Below are 21,233 nucleotides of genomic sequence, written 5' to 3' on the forward strand. Positions count from 1 at the left end.
ATGAAGATAGCAGTATTGGCACCAGTGGCATGGAGGACTCCTCCACGCCATTATGGGCCCTGGGAACAAATGGCTTCTAATCTTACCGAAGGATTGGTAGAAAAGGGAATGGATGTTACACTTTTTGCAACTGGCGACTCTCTGACCGCTGGGTCCCTGGATTCAGTGATAGATGCAAGCTATGAGGAAGACCGGACTCAGGATGCCAAGGTGGCAGAATGCTTGCATATCAGTAACCTGATGGAGAAGGCCGACAAGTTTGATATCATCCACAATCATTACGATTTCTTGCCACTAAGCTATAGCGGTTTAATCAAAACGCCTTTGATTACTACTATACATGGTTTTTCTTCTGAAAAGATCTTAAAAGTATATCAAAAATATAACGCTTTAGGACATTATGTCTCTATAAGTGATGCAAACAGACATTCGTCTTTGGCGTATTTAGCAACTGTATATAATGGGTTAGACATTAAAGGTTTTGATTTCAACGACCATCCGGGTGACTACCTGTTATTTTTTGGTCGCATTCATCCTGATAAAGGAACTGCTGAGGCCATAGAAATTGCGCTTAAGACCAAAAGAAAGCTGGTAATTGCGGGTATCATACAGAATTCGGAATACTACAGGGAAAAGGTTGAGCCTTTTCTAAATGATGATATTAAATTTATAGGTTCTGCCGGTCCAGAGAAAAGGAACGAATTGTTGCGCAATGCCTTCGCACTCTTGCATCCTATCAGTTTCGATGAACCTTTTGGCCTTAGTGTTGCTGAAGCAATGTTGTGCGGCACCCCGGTCATCGCATTTAATCGCGGCTCGATGCCCGAATTGATTAGAGACGGAGAGACAGGCTTCCTGGTAAATAATGTTGACGAAGCTGTGGAATCAGTTGCTAATGTTTCAGAGCTGAACAGGCTTAATTGTAGAAACTGGGCGACAGACAATTTCTCTCAACAAAAAATGGTAGAAGACTATATCGCCCTCTACCATCAAATATTATAATTGGCTTATAAAGTATCGGAGTTTTTCAACTTTTCCAATAGAACATCAAGGCCTACTGTGGCAAATGATGAACAATAATCTGATAATCCATAGGGGATTATCAGTTCACCATTATTGATAATGGCACCACATGAATACAACACGTTTGGCACGTACCCTTCACGTTCATCGTTATTGGGAATTACCAAAGGCTCACGTAATCTTCCTATTTCAATAGAAGGATCATTAAGGTCAAACAAACTAGCGCCTAAGCAATAGCGGCGCATTGGTCCGACTCCATGAGTGATGACTAACCATCCAGCTTCGGTTTCTATTGGCGAACCACAGTTTCCTATTTGGATAAACTCCCAAGGGAACTTAGGGCTTTGTAGCTTCACTGGGTTATCCCAAACCGTTAGTTTATCTGAATACATCAGGTAATTGTTGCAACCATCAATTCTTGACATCATTGCATATTTCCCGTTGATCTTGCGAGGAAATAACGCCAGGTTTTTGTTTTGCGCTCCAACACCATGTAGCGGACTGATCTTGAAATCGTAGAAATCTGTCGTTTGAAGCAATTTGGGCATAATCATAGCACCATCGAATGCAGTATAAGTAGCGTAGTATACTATGGAACCGTCATCTTTTACGAAACGGACAAACCTTGCATCCTCAATACCTTTACGTTCAAATTCCGAAATAGGGAAGATCACCCGATCTGAGATATCGGTGTCTCTAGAAAAACTGATCTCATGATAGGTATCAGAAAGCCAGAGGATCTTATCATACTCTAGTTTCCTCAAATCCTCTTGTTGGAGATGTTTAGAGTCTAAAATGATTTTACGAAGGGTAGCGTAATCAAATTTTTCTTCCAATTTTGTACCCACCTCGTCTAATATTTCTACATCTATCTTCGAGTCGGCGGCCTTCTTCAGGAATAATTTCTTATTGTACACCGCATTTTTTATGACTTCGGCTTCATCGATATAGTTCCCTGCCGGAATAACTGTAATATCATTATTCCTATCAATCAATGCCCGTCTAAAAACGACTGATGAAATGTGACCCTCGCCAACAGCCCTGAAACTAATGATCACTCTGCGCTCCCCTTCTACCAGGTCTGACTGGTCAGGATCTTCAACAATAGAAGGGTTGAAGAAAGCTGCAGATTCAATCGAATATTCATGAGTAAAGTAAGAACCTATCAATAACCTATGATATTTTTCCAGGCTTTCAAAATCATGCCCTGCTTCCTCAATGCTAGGCTTCACTTTTTTGCAGTGCCTGGTGAGTATTTTTGTTATGTTTCGGTGTCTCTTAGAGTACTCTTGGAGTAATGGTGAAATAATCCCAAAAACCTCAACGGGAGTAAGACTCATCACATGTTTAACTACATCTAGGGCTCTTTTATCTCCGTTGAAGAAGAATCTTGCTATTACCCTTTTAGGATCGGGATATACTTTTACTGGTTTACGTTCTATTAATAGTCTCATTTTTAGATAACATTTGTAATACGTATAAAGGTTTCATAATATAGACCTTTTTTTTATTGCAATAACTATTTCTTTCTTTCCACCTCCCGGTCTATCTCAACCATGTCCACCTGATCCGGCGTCTCAAAATCACCGATCAAATATTTGTTAAAGTGATCTGCAAGCTTCCAAAAGGCGTATTCTGTTAAGTCACCAAAGCTATGACGTTGACCTGGTAAAATTACGAATTCAAACCGCTTACCTTCTTTCATGAGTGCATTAGCTAGTCTAATGGTATTTGCAGGATGAACATTGTTGTCAATATCACCGGTCATGATCATTAAATGACCTTTTAGATTCTTGGCAATTTGTGGATTTTTCTCAATGTCATAGGTGAACGTAGTATCTCCCTTGGCAGATATAATCTCTTTTACTCCATGGTGTTTTTCACTCCACCATCTGTTGTAAATACTATTATCATGATTACCTGCTTTTGAAACAGCTACCTTAAAGAATTCCGGATAAACGAGCATTGCTGCTGTAGACATAAAGCCACCTCCAGAGTGCCCGGTGATGCCAACCTTAGTTGCATCAATAAATTTGTATTTATCAGCCAATTGTTCAATAGCAGCTTTCTTATCCGCTAGACCATAATCACGTAGGTTACCGTATCCAAATGTATGGTACCACTTTGATCTTGCCGGATTCCCTCCCCTATTACCTACTGAGATTACGATATATCCCAATTGTGCAAGGCGATCCGTATTGTCCATGCTCTTTGTGAAAGACTTATTCACAGCTTCCGTCTGTGGCCCAGGGTACACATATTCTATAATTGGATATTTTTTGTTGGGGTCAAAATCAAAAGGTTTGTACATTACTCCATATATATCAGTAACGCCGTCGTCAGCCTTCACTTTAAACGGTTCAGGAAACTTATAACCTGTTGCCATTAAAAGACTAAGATCCGTAGCTTCCAGATTCATCACCACCTTCCCCGTATTGTCCATTAGCACGGACTTAGGTGCAGTATTAACTCTTGACGAATTGTCTACAAAGAACTTCCCTTCATCATTCATATTAATTGCATGATCAAAGTCGCCCCCATCCAGAAGTTTCATCCCTGTGCCATCAAAATTTATCCTATACAAGTGATAGTAGTATGGATCTTCATTCACTTCTCGGCCATTAGCTGTAAAGTAAAGCACTCGGTTCTTTTGATCGATATTAATGATGTTTTCGGTGTGGAAAGGACCTTTGGTAATTTGGTTCTTTACTTTTCCAGCCTTATCTAAAAGATAAAAATGGCCCCATCCGTCCCGCTCCGACCAATGTATCAATTCATTACCGCCATCAACCAGACCGGGACGGGAGATCTCAACGTATGTATTGAACCGCTCATCGATAACCGGATTCACTTTTTCTGTATTGATATCAATGGTACAGACATCAATTCTCTTTAAATCCCGGCTCGTCCGGGAGAAATACAGTTTGCTATTGTCCCCTAACCATAGAGAGGGTCTGAACTCGTTGTCTCTGTCTTTATTCAAAGAGGGAGCAGACCACAACGATACAGACTGGTCCTTGAAAGCAGCAATATTAAGTTTTTTAAAGGTCTTAGCAGGGAAATTGAAAAGCAGAAGCTCATCTATTGGCGACTCCTTTTCGCCAGGCATCTGATATTTATAGCTTTCAAGTGTCGGACGGCCTGGAGCTACGTTGTTTATCACCCAAAGGTCTTTCACTTTTCTGGAGTCCGTACGAGACAGGACAAAATACTTAGCGTTTGGAGACCATAACACAAATGCTCTTTTCCGCTTCTTAATGTTTTTTAATTCATCTTCGTTGCTTTCCCCATCTCCGTCACTTCCATATGCGTAAAACTTAACCCCGTCTTTAGTGAGTTGATGTTCCACTATGGTACTATCTTCTTCATTTTTAACGGCCTTTTTGTAATTCACTTTGTCCATCCAATACAGGTTGTAGTTTCTGGAGAATATAATTGCCGAAGAATCTGGGGCTACTGAACCCCACATAGGTTTCGCCTTTGGCTTACTAAAGTTTGGCACTTCAGTCAGCTTTTGACTTGCAACAACATAGTTAAAATTATAAGTCTTTTTCTGCATGGAATCTGCAGCTTTTTTGTCTTTACGGTCTTTCTTCAGCTCATCAATAGAACTTAAAACTTCAAAGGTGAGGCTCTTTTCGTCGGCCGCAAATTTGACGTTCATTAACGGCAAATGCTGTGCATCAAAGGGGTCTCTGATGATCGTAGTGATCTCGGCAGCTAATTTCGCATTATCAAATATCTTTCTTTTGCTTTTAGCAATTGGGTCCACGATGTACCATTGCTTCCCATTTGGAGTTTCATACTCATACCAGAAACGATTGCTCATTTTTAACCAATGAGGATCTACGGCGGTAGAATAAACCATTTTTCTCACTTTGTTAGGAGAGAATCTAGAGGCGAGTTGGTAATTAGCTTTTGGCGATGGTGGCGCTACTTCAGACATCGTATAAGTTTTAACCTGCGAAGTCGCATTATAGCAAACGAATGAAATCAATAAAAACAGTATGTAAAGTCTCTTCATAACGTGAATTAGTTAGCTGCCTAAATTATTGATTAAAATATTCTTGCAGGGATATTAATTGTAATAAATGTGTTAGCAACCGGAGTAAATAATCAGTTGATTTTATAGTTTTGTAGCAAAAATCATTAAATGAAGCATTATCTATTAACCTTTTTAACAGCCGCTACCATTGTTACTTCAGGATGCCAGTCAAATTCAGAAGCCAACGGTGCATTTGAAGGCAAGACGGAACTTACGTCAGCTGCGAAAGATGAAAACGGTCAGAATTCCGACGACTCGATAACTAACACAAAAATTGATATCAATACGATTAAGGTTGCTGATGCAAAAGTTATTCTTGGCCGCAGGCAGGTACCTATCCTTTGTTATCACCAGATTCGGAACTGGAAAGCTTCAGACGGGAAGGTTGGCAAAGACTATATTGTTGAAGAACAAAATTTCAAGGATCAGGTTAAGATGCTTGCGGACAGCGGTTATCACTCTATTCTTCCCGACCAATTGTATGCGTATTTGAATACGGGAGCGTCTTTACCGAGTAAACCAATTATGTTCACCTTCGATGATACTGATATGGATCAGTATACCGTTGCTGCACCTACACTAAAGAAATATGGGTTTAAAGCCGTGTATTTTATTATGACGGTTTCAATAGGACGCAAAGGTAAGTTTGTTGATTACATGACCAGAGAGCAAATCAAATCGCTTTCAGATGCTGGAAATGTGATTGGAAGCCACACTTACGACCATAAAAACTTTAAGAAATACACGGGCAAAGATTGGGAAGAACAACTGGACAAGCCGACAAAGAAGTTGGAGGAAATTACGGGCAAGAAAATGACCGAATTTGCCTACCCCTTTGGACTATGGAACGCAGAAGGTATTCCTGAGTTAAAAAAACGTGGGTTTAAGATGGCTTTTGCTTTATCCACAAAACGTGATGAGAAAGAACCATTGTTCACGATAAGAAGAATCATTGCTAGCGGATATTGGAGTCCAAAAACACTTAGCAACAGCATTAAGAACAGCTTTTAAGCTGTTCTTAATCTTTATTCTACACTTTCTATCTGGTATTTCTTACCATTGAACTCAAAGCCATTTCCCTTTTGCTTATCAAGTAACAACTTACCTATCGGTGACGCGGGCGATATGGCAAATATGGTTTTGTCACCTACATGAAGCTGACCTGCACTCACACTAATATAAAAAGAGCCTTGGTTGGTGATCACGTAGCTACCATGTGCAACATTTATCGATTTCACAGAAGAATCTATTGATTGCAACACGCGTAAATTGTCTTGCGCGTCTAATAACAAGCGTTTGTTCCTATCAATATCCTGTTGCATCATTTCTCTACTGGTTTCATATTTATCCCCAGCACTACTCTTAGTGTCATCATTACTTGCCTCTCTGGCTTGTTGTAAAGCCGTTTCAGCGGTTTGAATTCGTTGTTCAATAAAGGTTAAACTTTGTTGATATAGTTGATTTTTAATTGCTTGCATAACTTATGAGTCTATCCACTTGATCTTGTTATCAATTGGTGTGCGTGTAGCTGTTTTCGGTTTTTCTTTAAGATATTCCATGTGTAACAAGCCAACACACTTTTCTTGTTCCCCCTAAGTTAAGATAATCCTTTAATTCTACAACCATTCAAGGAGAACTCCAGTACGCACCTACATTAAAAGCCTTTTATGTAAGGGCCATATTTGCATAGCACAGGCTGCAGTAATCTCTTCCGACTCAGGTAGCTTTTTGGATGAAGTTGAACCTATTGCTTATTGGAAAGACACTTCTTCTTCGCGTTATGATCTCGTATAAAACTTCGATGTCTGTTTTTAAATCATTTTATAAATATTACTTACCTTTGCGGCTTATATTCAATATATGATTTCAGTATCTAACCTATCCCTCCGCTACGGAAAACGCACTTTATTTGAAGATGTTAATTTAAAGTTCAACCAGGGGAATTGTTATGGCGTAATCGGTGCCAACGGTGCCGGTAAGTCAACATTCCTCAAAATACTTTCTGGGGAAGTCAACCAAACCTCTGGGACAGTTGCTTTTACACCCGGTGAGCGGATGGCGGTATTGAAACAAAATCACTATGAATTTGATGAGTTTAGCGTGATCGAAACTGTTATGATGGGTCATAAAGAACTCTATGACATCATGAAAGAGAAGGATGCTATCTATTTAAAAGAAGATTTCTCAGATAAAGATGGAGAACGCGCTGGTGAGCTCGAAAATAGGTTTGCCGAAATGGACGGATGGAACATGGAGAGCAATGCTGCAACAATGCTAAGCAACCTGGGTATTAAGGAAGAACATCACTACAAACAGTTGAAAGAGCTTGATGGTAACCAGAAGGTACGCGTACTTCTTGCGCAAGCCTTGTTTGGTGATCCAGATATTCTCTTACTGGATGAGCCAACGAATGATCTCGATATAGATACAATTGCCTGGTTAGAGAACTTTTTAGCTGACTATCAAAGTATCGTTTTAGTGGTTTCTCATGATAGGCACTTTCTTGATGCGGTATGTACGCATATCGTAGACATTGATTTTGCTAAGATGAATATATATTCAGGTAATTATACTTTTTGGTACGAGTCCAGTCAATTAGCGCTTAAGCAAAGAAGTGATCAGAACAAAAAGCTGGAAGAGAAAGTAAAGGAACTTCAGGAATTTATTCAACGCTTTAGTGCGAACGCATCGAAGTCAAAACAGGCTACTTCCCGTAAAAAAGCGCTTGATAAAATTGATATATCGGAAATTAAAGCCTCGAGCCGAAAATATCCTGCGATCCTATTTAATAACTTAGGACGCGAGGCAGGTGACCAAATTTTACAGGTCGAGAATTTGTCTTGTACGCTTAACGGTGACGTGTTGTTCAAAAACGTGAGCTTCATGGTCAACAAAGGTGATAAGATTGCCATGCTGTCTAAAAATAGTCTTGCTACTACCGCTTTCTACAATATATTAAGCGGACGTGAGAAAAACTACACAGGCGATTTCAAATTTGGCGTAACTATTAATATTGCAGACATCCCTAACGATAACTCACAATATTTTGAGAATAAAGATGAGAATCTGGTAGACTGGCTCCGCGAATACTCGGGAACAGATCAGGATGAGCAGTTTGTTAGAAGCTTCTTAGGGAGAATGCTTTTCTCTGGTGAAGAGGTACTTAAGAATGTTAAAGTCTTATCTGGTGGAGAGAAGATGCGTTGTATGTTCTCGCAGATGATGCTTAAACATGCAAACTTGTTGTTGTTAGATGAGCCGACCAATCACCTTGACCTGGAATCAATTACTGCCCTCAATAATGGCCTTAAAGATTTCAAAGGCACTGCCTTATTTACTTCACGAGATCACGCTTTAACCGAGTCTGTCGCAACAAGGATCATTGAATTAACGCCAAATGGTGGAATTGATAAGATGATGAGTTATGATGAGTATATTCAGACAGAAGAATTTGCCGCATCAAGAGGAAATAAATAATTTTCGACAACCGGTAAAATGATGGCTCAGGGATAGGTATGCTAAAAACGCTTCGGACTAACAGAATTTTAATCTTTAAGATTGGCGTTTTTCTTATCGCTTCTATTTATGCCTTTAACTGTGCTAAAAACGGTCACGACTTTGAGGTGTTTCTGGATGCTGGTCATAAGATCATCAATGGACTAAATATCTATAGGCCACCTTTTGCTCAAAACTTGAATTACTATTATAGTCCTCTGTTTGCGCTTCTTTTAGCACCATTTTCCTCCTTACCCATTATTGTACCCCAAATTATCTGGATCTTTTTCTCCTATTTTTTGATGTACCGAATTTGGGTTCTCTCTACCGATTACTTCGCCATTTCCACACTCACCGAGAAGCAGAAGCAGTGGTGGTTATTTTTGGTAGTACTCTTTACGCTACGCTTTATCTTATTCGATATGCGCTGTGTGCAGATGACGACTTTCCTACTTTGGGCCACGTTGCAAAGCATGCATTGGTTTAGAAATGGAAAGAACTTTTCCGGCGCTGCTTTACTGGCTTTAGCGATCAATATTAAGCTCTTGCCGCTCGCTTTCCTTTTCTACCTCTTTTACAGAAAGAAAATTAAGGCAGGATTACTAACTTGCTTATTGTATGGCATATACTTGTATCTTCCTGCTCTTTTCCTCGGGTGGGAAAAGAACGCGAGCTTGCTTAAGGAATGGTTTAGTGTGATTAACCCTGTAAATAAGGAGTGGACGATTGAAGCAGAAGATGGGCCTAGTAGCCTTGTAGCGTTGATCCCGGTATACCTGACAGATACTGTAGGAATTCTTCCCTATAAAAGGAATTTTATAAATCTGCCCATTGAGCAGGCGACACTTATCCTTAATGTAGTGCGGGCATTTTTCGTCCTTCTAACATTGTTATTTTTACGCAGTCTACCGTTCAAAAGCATCAGTAATAGATTACGCCAGTATTGGGAAATGTCTTATATTTTTATTGCGGTCCCCTTAATTTATCCTCATCAACAACTGTATGCCTTTCTTTATATAGCTCCAGCTTTTGTTTATCTCAGCTGGTTCTTTGTCACAAACTGGACTTCCATTAAGCTAAGAATGACTATTCCTATGTGGATTATGCTAGTTATTGTTGGTGTAATATTTACACCTATCATAGGCAGGGACGTCATTGGCAGCATGCCTTACCAACTTTTGCTTTATTACAGAATTCTACCCATTGCTACCGTTTTACTAATACCAGTTCTTTGGATATGCCGTCCTGATAATTTATTCGAGACCAAGAAGGTAGAGAATGCATTGCAGTAGCAAATCCTTTACATCCAATGTATATTCAATTCAAAGCGATATACTATTTTTGCCTTAAACTCCGTATATCCTTCTATGATTACGCTAAAATCCATTTTCCATAGCTACACTGCTGACAAAGTAATTTCCTTTAAAGATTGGGAAATAGGCACTGGGGAGCAATGGTTGTTGTTAGGTTCCTCAGGGAGTGGAAAAACTACGTTATTGCATATTCTGACCGGTATCTTGAAACCAACAAAGGGAGAGGTAGCGATTGACAACACCTCCATCTATAACCTTAGTCCTAAACAACTTGATCAGTTCAGGGGGCGAAACGTTGGCATTGTTTTCCAACGGCCGCATCTTATCAAGAGCCTTACTACTATTGAAAATCTAGCAATGGCGCAGAGCTTCGCAAAACTTCCTGTAGATAAGACTCGGATATTAGAAGTTCTGGAGTCCCTCGATATTGCAGAGAAAAGACATGCTTATCCCAATGAACTTAGCCAGGGCCAGCTTCAAAGAGTTTCCATTGCCAGGGCAGTTATAAATAAACCATCATTGCTGATTGCTGATGAACCTACATCAAGCTTAGACAACATAAACGCATTAGCGGTATTAAATTTACTGTTAACTCAGTCAAGTTTGAATCAGGCAACACTAGTGGTAGCAACACATGACAATAGAGTTAAAGAAGCGTTTACCCGTAGATACGAGTTGCAATGAGCCCACTAAAAATCAGCTGGAAAAGTATCTGGTCTAAACCGTTATCTTCTGCATTGAATATTCTGCTAATTGCTTTTGGCACAGGTATATTAACAATTCTTCTGCTTGCGTCATCACAAATTAGTGATAAGCTGGAGAATAATTCAAAGGATATTGACCTGGTAGTTGGTGCAAAAGGGAGTCCACTTCAACTAATTTTAAGCAGTATATACTATATAGATTTTCCTACTGGAAATATTCCATTAAAAGAAGCGATGGAACTTGCACACAGTCCCTTTGTAAAGAGAGCGGTACCTCTTGCGCTGGGAGACAATTATAATGGAGTTAGGATTGTGGGTACGGACAGTAATTTTGTTAACTTATATAATTTAAAGCTCGCGTCAGGTAAGCTCCGTTCAGCGCAATTCGAAACCAACATTGGTAGTAATGTAGCTAAAGAACAAAAGCTAAAAGTTGGTGATAAATTCAATGGCGCACACGGACTTACAGGAAGCTCTGATGTACATAAGGCTCATCCTTATATTGTGGTTGGTATCTTCGAGAGTCAGGGCAATGTAACAGACAACTTAATACTAACCGATGTAGAAAGTGTTTGGGAAATGCATGACGATCACGACCACGACACGAAGGGAAGTCACGAGGATGAAGAGCGGGAATTAACTTCACTTTTAATTCAATACCGATCTCCGATGTCTGTGGTGATGTTCCCAAGGATGGTAAATGAGTCAACAAATATGCAAGCAGCGTCACCTGCACAAGAAAGTACCCGTCTTTTTTCTCTAATTGGCGTTGGCGTAGAGACCCTACAATGGTTTGCTGTAATGATCATGTTGATTGCTGCTATCAGCGTATTTATCAATCTATACAATTCTCTTAAAGAAAGAAATTATGACCTCGCCATAATGCGTACACTAGGCGCTTCCAGAGGGACGTTATTCTTTATTATTATTTCGGAAGGTGTACTATTAACTCTCGCCGGAACAGTCATAGGAATAGCTTTAGGGCATTTGGCAATCGAAATTGTAGGTGCTTACCAGGAAAGCAGCCAGGCAAAGCTAACGGGGCTAGTTTTACTTAATACTGAGATTTATCTATTTGTTGCAGGATTAGCAATCGGTATATTTGCTTCTGTGATACCCGCAATACAAGCTTACGGTGCAAATATTTCGAAAATACTATCTAAAAACTAATCACCTATGAGAAAGATACTTTTAGCACTTATACTATTTACCGGACTAGCTGTTAAAGCACAACATAACCCTGATGATCAGATTATTTCGGACAATTGGGATGTTATCGGTAGCGTTGATTTCAAAATTGTGAAGGATACAGAAATGTATGCTGTCTACAACAACAATATAAAGAAATTCGCTAACAAAACTTTTGAACTGGAAGGATACATCGTTCCCATTAAAGATGGAATGAAGCAAACAAAATTCATGCTTTCTACCCTGCCTATAAACCAATGTTTTTATTGCGGTAAAAATGGAGTTCCCATAATGGTCATGGTTGAAATGACCGAACCGATAAAGTTTACCTATCAAACGGTGAAAGTCAAAGGAACACTGAAGCTCAACGTTGGAAACGCAATGGACAATCCTCCCATTGCCTTAGTCGCCTCATTAATTAATTAACTAATTAATTAACTAATTGATCGAGTTGTCTCATCACTTCTACCTCATTTCCTAATCAAAGCCCTAACAATTACCCGTCTATAAAAAAACCTTGTTTGATTTACCGACATCCGGATTTTACTTCAAAATCCGAGGAGGGGAATCAAACAAGGTTTTTTTAGCTAGTGGTCAATTAGTGACCCGCATGACCATCAGCTCCATGAGCGTGACCATGACTTAATTCGTCTTGTGTCGCTTCACGAACAGAGATGATCTTACCTGCAAATATTAAATCTTTGCCAGCCATTGGATGGTTCAGATCTACGGAAATGGTTTCCTCACCTACCGCCGTAACACCAGCCTGAAAATGATTGCCTTCATTATCTTGCAAAGGAATTACGTCGCCAACAGATGGAACATCTACATCCTTAAACATATCTTTTGGAAGATCTGCAAACGCCCCTGGATCTAACTCTCCGTAACCATCGGCTGCAGAAAGTTCAAAGCCGTATTCATCACCAACCTGCAAGCCTGCTAAATGCTCTTCGAATTTTGGTAACATCATTCCTGTACCATATAGAAATACCAATGCATTTTGTTCATCGGCTTTCTCTACAAAAACTTGTTGTCCTTCTTCATTAGTAGTATGTAATTCGTACGTTAATGATACTACTGTATTGGGTTTAATACTCATTATGATGTTATTTAGTTATCAATAGTAATGCTTCCTCAACCGTACTCACGGGCAACTGGCAAACCTTATTCCGGCAAATATAAATCTTTGTTTCAAAGCTTTGCTTATCTTTTAACAAAGGAAGTTCAGAATTTGTTCCTGCTAAAAAAGGTTTGTTAGGTATATAATTGTGATTGAACTCCCGCCTTGTTTTCTCGGGCTCTTCTCCAATTATCGCAATCTCATTTATTCCAAACACTTCATACAACAACAGAATGCACCAGTTTGAATAGGCGGAACCGTAATTGCTAATCTGCGGATGAACGGACGCCAACATAGCAGACGCGCGTTCAGAGAACTCCCTTACGTCATACATCAAACCTAGTTTTTGCAAATTTTGAGCCATTATAGAGTTTGATGCGGGAATTACGTTGTCCATGATTTCATGTTTCCTTGCAATCAAAGTTTCTCCTTCCTGGGAAGTATAATATAACATCGGCGAATCATCGTCTGCGAAGTTGCTCAACACATATGTTGTCAATTCTTTTGCTTCGTCCAACCAGCGTTCGTTAAAGTCAAACTCATAAAGTCCGATGAGCGCATCAATCAAAAAGGCATAATCATCCAAGAATCCCGGGATACTCTTGTTCCCACTTTTGAAATTACGATAGACGCTGCCTTCAGTTGTTTTTAAGTCGGATAATATAAACTTCGCGGCTTTGGTAGCAAGCTGGTAATAGTGATCATTCTCAAAAACCTGGGCACAGTTGATGAGACCTCTAATTGTCATTGCGTTCCATGCTGTTAAACACTTATCGTCCAAGCCAGGTCTAATACGATCAGTTCGCCGCAGCAGCAGTTTCTTCTTGGCCTCAAGTATTTTCTCCTGCAGCTCTAAAACAGTTATTCCCTTTACCTGCGCATATTCTTCTTCAGCGTATTTGGTACGGAGAATATTTGTTTGTTCCTCTTCCCAATTACCATCTTTGGTTACATCAAAATAATCGTGCAGCAATGATGCATCATCACCCAGTACTTCATCAAACTCTTGCTTATCCCAAACATAAAACTTCCCCTCTACTCCTTCACTGTCTGCGTCTAAAGCGGAATAGAAAAGTCCTTGTTCTGACATCATTTCCCGTTGAAGCCATGCGATGATCTCATCCGCTACCTCTTTAAATCTAGGTGCTCTTGAATATTGATAAGCCTCTGCATAAAGACTTAGCATCTGTGCATTATCATAAAGCATTTTTTCAAAATGCGGAACATGCCATTGTCCATCCACTGAATATCTGGCAAACCCACCACCAATATGATCGTAAATACCACCCATAGCCATCTTTTCAAGTGTGTGCATAACAGACACATGTGTAACGTCATCTGCCATTAGTTTGCTAAACCGGAGCATAAACTGCCAATTGTTAGGCAACGGAAATTTAGGCGCTTTACTATAACCGCCTTCAACCATATCAAAATGTCGTTTCCAAGGTGTGATAATATTAACAAGATCCTCACGATCGAAGTCCTTGAGCAATTCATTAGGTACGAACTTTTCAGATTTTTGAATACCATCTGTTAACCGGTCGGCATATTGGAATGCCTTTTCAGGTTCCTGTGACCAAAGGTTTGAAACGCTCAACAAGACATTGATCCAGTCATCCTTTCCAAAATAAGTACCACCATAAATTGGGCGTTGATCCGGCAAACAGATACAATTCAGAGGCCAGCCCCCACTACCGGTCATCAATTGAATAGCCATCATGTAAATTTGATCGATATCTGGCCGCTCTTCCCTATCTACTTTAATGCAAACAAAATGAGCATTCATGACTTCGGCCACTTCAGTCAATTCAAAGCTTTCCCTTTCCATTACATGACACCAATGGCAGGCGGAATAACCAATACTTACCAGGATAAGTTTGTTTTCATCTTGAGCTTTTTGCAGCGCCTCCGGACCCCACTCAAACCAGTTTACAGGATTGTAAGCGTGTTGCAATAAGTATGGAGACGAGGCTTCTATCAAACGGTTAGGTTGTGAATTCATGTTTTAAAGGTAAAAGATATATCGTACTTTTACGCCACAAGCCCTATGCCATGAAGATCACACATGTTGAAATTTACAGGTTTAGCATCCCGATAAAGCCCTTTGTTATCTCGACGGGCACAATGTACTTTGCTCAGAATGTTTTGGTTAGAATATATACAGACCAAAATATTGTTGGAGTTGGGGAGTGCTCCGCCTTCCCAATGATTGTAGGTGAAAATCAGGAGACCTGCATTGCCATGGCAAAAGAATTTGCTAAAATTCTTGTTGGCAAAGATCCTTTAGCAATCCCAGATAGAATGGATGATTTATTAGGGTATGCTGCACACAACGGTACCATCAAGAGTGCATTTGATATGGCACTGTTCGATATTGCTTCCAAAGATGCCGGAGTGCCATTATACCAGTTTCTCGGCGGACAAAAACGTAGCCTGGTGACTGATATAACAATCGGCATTGACAGCCCTGAAAACATGTCTGCAGCGGCCCGTGATTTAAAAGCGACGGGATGTAGCATAATCAAAGTCAAACTAGGAAAAGGCATACATGATGACATCGAAAGAGTAAGGCAAATCAGGTCCGCAGTTGGCGAAGAAATGATACTCAGGCTCGACGCCAATCAAGGCTGGGATTTTGACGAAGCGCTATATGCATTAACTGCAATGCTAGATTTTAACATTGAATTTTGTGAACAACCAATGCGTACATGGTACGATGACAGGCTACCCGAACTACACGCAAACTCTCCAATTAAAATCATGGCTGATGAAAGTTGTTATAATCACCACGACGCTCGAAAGCTGATTAATAGTGCTTCATGTTCTTATTTGAATATCAAATTTTCTAAATCTGGAGGAATACTAGAAGCCCAAAAAATACATGAGATTGCCTTACAAAGTGGGATAAAATGCATGATGGGAGGAATGTTAGAAACGAGAATTGCTATTAGTGCAAGTATGCACTTCGCCTTGGCAAGTCCGAATATTACCTTTTTTGATATGGACTCGCCTTTACTTGGCCATCTCATTGATCCTGTACTAGGCGGCATTACATACAATGGGTATACCATTGATGTACCAGATACGCCCGGCATTGGTGCAGACGCCGATCCTGCATTCCTTGACACTTGCGAGAAATGGACAATTCATTAAATAGCCGATAATTTGAGCAGAGCAGTTTCTCTTTATCTCTTTAAAATATTAGTATTCCTACAACTCCTTTGCTTGACTGCGAGCAAACCGTTTGCACAAAATCAAAAAATACCCAGGATAAAGCTCACTTGGAGCGCATTCAAAAAGACAGAGAATTCTCGCCTACCCTATATTGCATATACGGCTCATAAGACATTATATAAATATCGTGCAATTCAAAAAGGAAACAGCGTTAGTTTGAGTTTTGAGGTGCGGATAATGCTAGATACTCCAAATACCGTAGTCAACTTCCAGCGGCTGCAAAACCTCAGAACAAGCGGAAAGCTAAAATTACTTGAGCACGAGCAAGGCCATACTGATTTAGCCGTTATCTACGGGAGAACACTATATAAACAATTAAGCTCGCAGAGGTATCTACCAACGAACTTTAAAACAAAAACAAGAACTATTTACCTTCAACTTATGAAGGTTCTTGCCGAAGAAAATAGAAGATACGATATTGAAACCGAACATGGCTTCAATGACGAAAAGCAGAAGATTTGGAAGGCAAACATTGCTCAAAGGCTTCTACTTAATTAGCATATTATAGAAGGCCAGACTGTCACCATTAAATGCATTGAAATCGACTACATGTCCGATACCTGAAATTTTTGCTTTATCCGAATGTTGCCAAAACTGCCATTTTGTACGCTTTCCTACTTTGAGCTTTGGCTGGTAATAGTGTGCGATCCACAAAGGGTACCCATCGAAGTGCCCCTCTAAATAGTCCTTATAAAATGACAAGCCTGTATATATTATTGGCTTTACACCGGTTTTACTTTCCACATGTTCCAAAAATTCGCTGAGTTGAACCCTCATCTTTGAAGCAGGGACACCACTAAGTTCTTCAATATCGCATACAGGCGGTAGATCCCCAGATTCGAACCTCACGGTCTGTAAAAAGAATTTAGCCTGCCATTCTCCAGACTTTTTCGGTATCAGATAATGATAGGCACCGCAGATGATACCGGATTTGGGGGCTTCCCGCCAATTCCGTTGGAAATACGGATCAACCTTAAACATCCCCTCTGTAGCCTTAATAAAGGCAAAAGTAACGCCGACATCGTCATCCCGCATCGCTTTTACCATCTTCCAATCTATCTTGCCCTGATAGGAGGAGACATCAATCCCATGCACCGAATGCCCCTTTGGAATCTTAATGTTATAGCTACTATACGTCCTGTAATTCGGATCTTCTCCTATATCTGTGATCCATCTCCAGCTTGAACTAAAAACCTTGATCACATATCCATAGTAGAAAGGTGATAGTAGAACTAGCACCATACAGACAAGAGCAACCCTTAAACCCGACGAAAGCCCTTTACCTGTGCTTTTTCTCTTCCTCGGAGTAGCAGATTTCGTTCGGCTCCTACCTGGTGCTCCGCCAACACCCGCCTTCGCCCGGCTTGTACCCTTCGCCCCTGTAACCCCAGCATTACCCTTCCCTTTCTGTAAAATCGGATTCTTACGCTCCATCCGTTAATTTCATACCAGTAATAATTCGTCCATAACTCAAACCCCACTCTTCCCGCCAAATTGAAAACACCAATGTTCCTGATCGACATCCGGATTTACTTCAAAATCCGAGGAGAGAAGGAATATTGGTGTTTTCAACAGAGCGAAAGAACGCTACACTTTACTCAATTCTGCAAAGTATTTATGAAACAACGGCAAAGTCTCAATTCCCTTATAGTAGTTATATATGTCATACTTCTCATTGGGAGAATGAAGTGAATCGCTGTCAAGACCAAAGCCAAATAGTACAGACTTGATTCCAAGCGCACTTTCAAACAAAGCAACAATAGGAATACTTCCTCCGCCCCTCGTAGGAATCGGTAGCTTTCCGAAGGAATCCAGAATTGCCTGTTCCGCAGCACGGTATGCAATACTATCGGTCGGCGTTACTACTGGCTCGCCACCATGATGAGCCGTCACTTTTACTTTTACATTAGAAGGAGCAATGCTTTCAAAGTGCTTGGTAAAGATTTCTGCGATCTCTTCTGAGCTTTGATGCGGAACCAAACGCATTGAAATTTTTGCATTAGCTTTTGATGGTAACACCGTCTTGGCACCTTCTCCAATATAACCACTCCAGATTCCGTTAACTTCTAAAGTCGGTCTGGTTCCAGTCCGCTCTAACGTTGAATAGCCTTGCTCACCCCATTCTTCTGCAATATCCAAATCTGTTTTATAATCTTCCAAATCAAAAGGCGCCGAATTGAGTGCTAGCTTTTCTTCATCAGAAAGCTCGACAACTTTATCATAAAATGCCGGAATAGTGATATGGTTGTTCTCATCGTGCAGAGAAGCGATCATCTTACACAGGATAGTCGCCGGATTGGCTACAGCACCACCGTAAACACCGGAGTGAAGATCGCGATTTGGTCCAACGACTTCGACCTCCATATAGGCTAGTCCACGCAGTCCGGTTTCAATAGACGGGTTTTCCATGCTGATCATAGAAGTATCTGAAATTAAAACGACATCTGCTTTAAGGCGGCCAACATTAGCATTAACAAAGATCCCAAGATTAGCGGAACCCACTTCTTCTTCGCCTTCAATCATAAATTTAACATTGCAAGCAAGGGTGTTCGTTTGCATCATCAACTCAAATGCCTTTATATGCATATAGAACTGGCCCTTATCATCACAGGCACCTCGCGCATAAATCTTACCGTCTCTAATTGTTGGTTCAAAAGGAGGTGTCTTCCATAGTTCCAGTGGATCAGCAGGCTGAACATCATAATGACCATAAATGAGTACAGTAGGTAATGAAGGGTCAATTAATTTCTCGCCATAGACGATCGGGTATCCAGCAGTTTCACAAATCTCTACTTTGTCTGCACCAGCATCAGCTAGCTTCTGTGCAACAAAATCGGCCGTCTTTAAAACATCAGCTTTATATTTCGGGTCTGCACTTACCGATGGGAAGCGCAGCAACTCAAACAGCTCCTCTAAAAAACGCTGTTTATTGCTTTCTACATAGTTTTTGATCTCTTGCATACGATTGATTTTGGACAAATATAATTATTCTTTACTTTCGTTACCTACCATAACTTAAAGTCCTAATGGAGAATTTCAGCAACGAGCCAATTGACATCAATTCACTACCTCGTTATCAGGAAATACCGCTCGAATCACTCCATCCTAACTATTGGAAAGTGATAGTGCTGAATATTTGTATCAGTATTTTATTTATTTGCGCAGCAGCAGCATTGATCCTGGTGCTTCGTGAAGAAACAAGGGCTTATATCATATATATCATTCTAGCAATAATTTTTTTCAGCGCATTCCTTTTCATTCTGTTTAGGCTTAGTTTTAAAAGACGCGGACTAGCAGTCAGAGAAAGAGACATCATATATCGGAGTGGAATTTTATCTGCTACGACAACTGTGATACCCTTCAATCGCGTCCAACATGTGACGCTAAACGAAGGGATATTTTCTAGAATGTATCATCTGGGTGCGATTGATGTTTTCACAGCCGGTGGGGCTACAGGAAACATTAAGATTTATGGCCTTGAAATCAATCAGGCAAAAAGCATAAGAGAATTATTAGCTAAACGCCTCAATAATGGAATCCAATAATTACGATTTCAGTAGCCCAAGAAAACAATCGGCTACTGGGATAATATTTATGTTTCTTAATACACTTCAGAAACTTATCAGAAACCTGGCGATACCTCTTCTTGTTATTATTTTTAGATCTGATACCTCTTCAAGATCCTATATCTTTCTGGGAATGTGCATTGTTGTTCTTTTAGTGGCAGTGTTTGCATACTTCAGATACCAATCCTTCACTTTTTACATCAATGAAAAGGATGATGCCTTTGTGATAAACGAAGGTGTGTTCGTAAAAACAAGTCTGACCATACACCTCGATAAAATTCAGCAAGTGAATATCAATCAGTCTTTTTTACAACGGATTATTGGTTTCTACACCCTGCAAATTGATACTGCGGGGAGCGACAAAAAGGAAGGAACAATCAGAGCAATAGATAAGACATCTGCTGAAGAGTTAAAAAAGAAACTGCTAAACCGGGATAACAGGCCGGAATTGCAGAAAGAAATGAGTTCTGCCGAGTTGTCCAACGAGCCAATAGTTACCACGCCTTTCTTAAAATTAAGCCCTTTAACGTTGCTTAAAATCGGTGCTACTTCTAATTACGGACAGACTATAGCACTTGTTATCGCATTTTTGGCTGCCGGTTTCCAAAGTTTGAAAGATATCATAGACATCTTTGAAGTGGACCGAGATCAAGTTGGTCAAGCATTTCAACAAGGAATTACCCTTATCTCCATCGGCATCATGATCTCTGGGGTGCTCATCTTCCTTCTTGTCCTGAACATTATCCGAACATTTATCAAGTATTTCGACTTCGAGGTTTTTAAGCAAAAAAACTCCCTTGTGGTCAACTCTGGCTTACTGGCAAAGAAGAACACCTTTTTAAATCCTCATCGTGTTCAGATCAGCGTCTATACGCAAAACTACTTCCAGAAGAAACTGAACATGTTGGACATGCGAATGAAACAAAATTCAACGGTCACACAAAGTAACAAGGAAACCAAAAATAGCGATATAGAAATACCTGGTTGCAGTTCAAAAGAGCGCGACCAGATACTCACAATGATCTTTAATGAGGTGCCAAAAGAAGGACTTAAATTGTCACCTAATTACCGCTTTGTATTTCTAAGCATAGTTTTCTGGATCATTGTTCCGTTTTTAATTCTCCTAACCTTAAATAACTGGCGTTACCCGATGCTGGATTACGTTCCGTATTTCGTGGCTTATGCAATCTTGGCTGCAACTATGATCTACTATAGGTTTAGAAACCACCGGCTGTTTGTGTCCGGTGAGTACATCATAAAGCAACATGGAATTTGGGATATTGAGCGCCAAATCATCGTACCGCATAAGATTCAAGCCATGACCATCAAGCAAATGCTTTGGCACCGTAAAGCCAATATTGGCTATATCACCTGCCACACTGCAGCAGGAAATATCACCTTCAGATTCGGCAACTATGATACCCTTCAAATGTTGATGAATTATTGGTTATATCAGGTTGAAAGTTCGGAAAAGGACTGGATGTAATCTGAAAAAAATGTAGTTTTGTGGTTCAGAAGCATATTCATGCTTCCTAGCAAACATAT

18 protein-coding genes are annotated in these 21,233 nt (G+C 40.2%); 11 read left to right on the forward strand and 7 right to left on the reverse strand.

Translation table 11 applies throughout. The features are described from left to right. The gene (locus WKF66_RS08435) at window positions 1–1,002 is read left to right on the forward strand and encodes a glycosyltransferase family 4 protein (RefSeq protein ID WP_489673987.1); all 1,002 of its coding nucleotides are present in this window, start codon (window positions 1–3) and stop codon (window positions 1,000–1,002) included. A 5-nt stretch (window positions 1,003–1,007) separates the two neighbouring features. Here WKF66_RS08435 and WKF66_RS08440 read toward each other — a convergent pair whose 3' ends face one another. Together WKF66_RS08440 and WKF66_RS08445 are read right to left on the reverse strand one after the other, a co-directional pair. After that, a complete protein-coding gene (locus tag WKF66_RS08440) occupies window positions 1,008–2,477 on the reverse strand; it encodes a glycoside hydrolase family 130 protein (RefSeq protein ID WP_489673988.1) in 1,470 nt (489 codons plus the stop codon). 65 nt (window positions 2,478–2,542) lie between these two features. After that, window positions 2,543–5,047 (reverse strand): S9 family peptidase, encoded by a 2,505-nt coding sequence (locus WKF66_RS08445; protein ID WP_489673989.1) that lies wholly within the window; start codon window positions 5,045–5,047, stop codon window positions 2,543–2,545. 129 nt (window positions 5,048–5,176) lie between these two features. Here WKF66_RS08445 and WKF66_RS08450 point away from each other — a divergent pair, with 129 nt between their 5' ends. Then, window positions 5,177–6,079 (forward strand): polysaccharide deacetylase family protein, encoded by a 903-nt coding sequence (locus WKF66_RS08450; RefSeq protein WP_489673990.1) that lies wholly within the window; start codon window positions 5,177–5,179, stop codon window positions 6,077–6,079. Between the two features lie 14 nt (window positions 6,080–6,093). Here the strand turns inward: WKF66_RS08450 and WKF66_RS08455 are convergent, their stop codons facing one another. Next, complete coding sequence (locus WKF66_RS08455; protein WP_489673991.1) at window positions 6,094–6,546, reverse strand: 3-oxoacyl-ACP synthase; 453 nt, start codon at window positions 6,544–6,546, stop codon at window positions 6,094–6,096. 382 nt (window positions 6,547–6,928) lie between these two features. Here WKF66_RS08455 and WKF66_RS08460 point away from each other — a divergent pair, with 382 nt between their 5' ends. From WKF66_RS08460 to WKF66_RS08480, 5 genes are all read left to right on the forward strand, one after another. Continuing rightward, on the forward strand, window positions 6,929–8,545 hold the full coding sequence (locus WKF66_RS08460; protein WP_489673992.1) for an ABC-F family ATP-binding cassette domain-containing protein: 1,617 nt from the start codon (window positions 6,929–6,931) through the stop codon (window positions 8,543–8,545). A 38-nt stretch (window positions 8,546–8,583) separates the two neighbouring features. Next, window positions 8,584–9,855 (forward strand): glycosyltransferase family 87 protein, encoded by a 1,272-nt coding sequence (locus WKF66_RS08465; protein ID WP_489673993.1) that lies wholly within the window; start codon window positions 8,584–8,586, stop codon window positions 9,853–9,855. 75 nt (window positions 9,856–9,930) lie between these two features. Next, window positions 9,931–10,560, forward strand: a complete 630-nt coding sequence (locus tag WKF66_RS08470; RefSeq protein ID WP_489673994.1) for an ABC transporter ATP-binding protein — start codon at window positions 9,931–9,933, stop codon at window positions 10,558–10,560. After that, on the forward strand, window positions 10,557–11,750 hold the full coding sequence (locus WKF66_RS08475) for an ABC transporter permease (protein ID WP_489673995.1): 1,194 nt from the start codon (window positions 10,557–10,559) through the stop codon (window positions 11,748–11,750). Before WKF66_RS08470 ends, WKF66_RS08475 begins: the two co-directional genes overlap by 4 nt. Before the next feature lie 6 nt (window positions 11,751–11,756). Further along, window positions 11,757–12,194: a hypothetical protein gene (locus tag WKF66_RS08480; RefSeq protein ID WP_489673996.1), complete on the forward strand. Its 438-nt coding sequence runs from the start codon at window positions 11,757–11,759 to the stop codon at window positions 12,192–12,194. 172 nt (window positions 12,195–12,366) lie between these two features. Here the strand turns inward: WKF66_RS08480 and WKF66_RS08485 are convergent, their stop codons facing one another. Both WKF66_RS08485 and WKF66_RS08490 read right to left on the reverse strand, forming a co-directional pair. Next, window positions 12,367–12,867 carry an FKBP-type peptidyl-prolyl cis-trans isomerase gene (locus WKF66_RS08485; RefSeq protein WP_489673997.1) on the reverse strand — a complete coding sequence of 167 codons (501 nt, stop codon included), beginning with the start codon at window positions 12,865–12,867 and terminating at the stop codon, window positions 12,367–12,369. Window positions 12,868–12,874: 7 nt separating this feature from the next. Continuing rightward, on the reverse strand, window positions 12,875–14,890 hold the full coding sequence (locus WKF66_RS08490) for a thioredoxin domain-containing protein (RefSeq protein WP_489673998.1): 2,016 nt from the start codon (window positions 14,888–14,890) through the stop codon (window positions 12,875–12,877). 50 nt (window positions 14,891–14,940) lie between these two features. On the opposite strand from WKF66_RS08490, the gene WKF66_RS08495 reads away from it, so the two are divergent. Next, complete coding sequence (locus tag WKF66_RS08495) at window positions 14,941–16,041, forward strand: mandelate racemase/muconate lactonizing enzyme family protein (protein WP_489673999.1); 1,101 nt, start codon at window positions 14,941–14,943, stop codon at window positions 16,039–16,041. A 72-nt stretch (window positions 16,042–16,113) separates the two neighbouring features. Beyond that, the gene (locus WKF66_RS08500) at window positions 16,114–16,620 is read left to right on the forward strand and encodes a DUF922 domain-containing protein (RefSeq protein ID WP_489674000.1); all 507 of its coding nucleotides are present in this window, start codon (window positions 16,114–16,116) and stop codon (window positions 16,618–16,620) included. Here the strand turns inward: WKF66_RS08500 and WKF66_RS08505 are convergent. Both WKF66_RS08505 and WKF66_RS08510 read right to left on the reverse strand, forming a co-directional pair. Next, entirely contained in the window at window positions 16,609–17,556 is a 948-nt protein-coding gene (locus tag WKF66_RS08505) for a glycoside hydrolase family 25 protein (RefSeq protein ID WP_489674001.1), read from the reverse strand. The genes WKF66_RS08500 and WKF66_RS08505 overlap by 12 nt on opposite strands. A gap of 153 nt (window positions 17,557–17,709) precedes the next feature. Then, the gene (locus tag WKF66_RS08510; protein WP_489674002.1) at window positions 17,710–19,083 is read right to left on the reverse strand and encodes a dipeptidase; all 1,374 of its coding nucleotides are present in this window, start codon (window positions 19,081–19,083) and stop codon (window positions 17,710–17,712) included. Between the two features lie 65 nt (window positions 19,084–19,148). Here WKF66_RS08510 and WKF66_RS08515 point away from each other — a divergent pair, with 65 nt between their 5' ends. Then, entirely contained in the window at window positions 19,149–19,667 is a 519-nt protein-coding gene (locus WKF66_RS08515; RefSeq protein ID WP_489674003.1) for a PH domain-containing protein, read from the forward strand. Continuing rightward, window positions 19,654–21,174 carry a PH domain-containing protein gene (locus WKF66_RS08520; RefSeq protein WP_489674004.1) on the forward strand — a complete coding sequence of 507 codons (1,521 nt, stop codon included), beginning with the start codon at window positions 19,654–19,656 and terminating at the stop codon, window positions 21,172–21,174. The genes WKF66_RS08515 and WKF66_RS08520 overlap by 14 nt, the downstream gene beginning before the upstream one ends. Window positions 21,175–21,233: the final 59 nt, after the last annotated feature.

This window comes from Pedobacter sp. (assembly GCF_037719805.1).
Classification (GTDB): domain Bacteria; phylum Bacteroidota; class Bacteroidia; order Sphingobacteriales; family Sphingobacteriaceae; genus Pedobacter.

Coding starts and splice junctions, on each gene's coding strand:
- WKF66_RS08435 (WP_489673987.1), top strand. CDS start 1: ATGAAGATAGCAGTATTGGCACCAGTGGCATGGAGGACTCCTCCACGC.
- WKF66_RS08440 (WP_489673988.1), bottom strand. CDS start 2,477: ATGAGACTATTAATAGAACGTAAACCAGTAAAAGTATATCCCGATCCT.
- WKF66_RS08445 (WP_489673989.1), bottom strand. CDS start 5,047: ATGAAGAGACTTTACATACTGTTTTTATTGATTTCATTCGTTTGCTAT.
- WKF66_RS08450 (WP_489673990.1), top strand. CDS start 5,177: ATGAAGCATTATCTATTAACCTTTTTAACAGCCGCTACCATTGTTACT.
- WKF66_RS08455 (WP_489673991.1), bottom strand. CDS start 6,546: ATGCAAGCAATTAAAAATCAACTATATCAACAAAGTTTAACCTTTATT.
- WKF66_RS08460 (WP_489673992.1), top strand. CDS start 6,929: ATGATTTCAGTATCTAACCTATCCCTCCGCTACGGAAAACGCACTTTA.
- WKF66_RS08465 (WP_489673993.1), top strand. CDS start 8,584: ATGCTAAAAACGCTTCGGACTAACAGAATTTTAATCTTTAAGATTGGC.
- WKF66_RS08470 (WP_489673994.1), top strand. CDS start 9,931: ATGATTACGCTAAAATCCATTTTCCATAGCTACACTGCTGACAAAGTA.
- WKF66_RS08475 (WP_489673995.1), top strand. CDS start 10,557: ATGAGCCCACTAAAAATCAGCTGGAAAAGTATCTGGTCTAAACCGTTA.
- WKF66_RS08480 (WP_489673996.1), top strand. CDS start 11,757: ATGAGAAAGATACTTTTAGCACTTATACTATTTACCGGACTAGCTGTT.
- WKF66_RS08485 (WP_489673997.1), bottom strand. CDS start 12,867: ATGAGTATTAAACCCAATACAGTAGTATCATTAACGTACGAATTACAT.
- WKF66_RS08490 (WP_489673998.1), bottom strand. CDS start 14,890: ATGAATTCACAACCTAACCGTTTGATAGAAGCCTCGTCTCCATACTTA.
- WKF66_RS08495 (WP_489673999.1), top strand. CDS start 14,941: ATGAAGATCACACATGTTGAAATTTACAGGTTTAGCATCCCGATAAAG.
- WKF66_RS08505 (WP_489674001.1), bottom strand. CDS start 17,556: ATGGAGCGTAAGAATCCGATTTTACAGAAAGGGAAGGGTAATGCTGGG.
- WKF66_RS08510 (WP_489674002.1), bottom strand. CDS start 19,083: ATGCAAGAGATCAAAAACTATGTAGAAAGCAATAAACAGCGTTTTTTA.
- WKF66_RS08515 (WP_489674003.1), top strand. CDS start 19,149: ATGGAGAATTTCAGCAACGAGCCAATTGACATCAATTCACTACCTCGT.
- WKF66_RS08520 (WP_489674004.1), top strand. CDS start 19,654: ATGGAATCCAATAATTACGATTTCAGTAGCCCAAGAAAACAATCGGCT.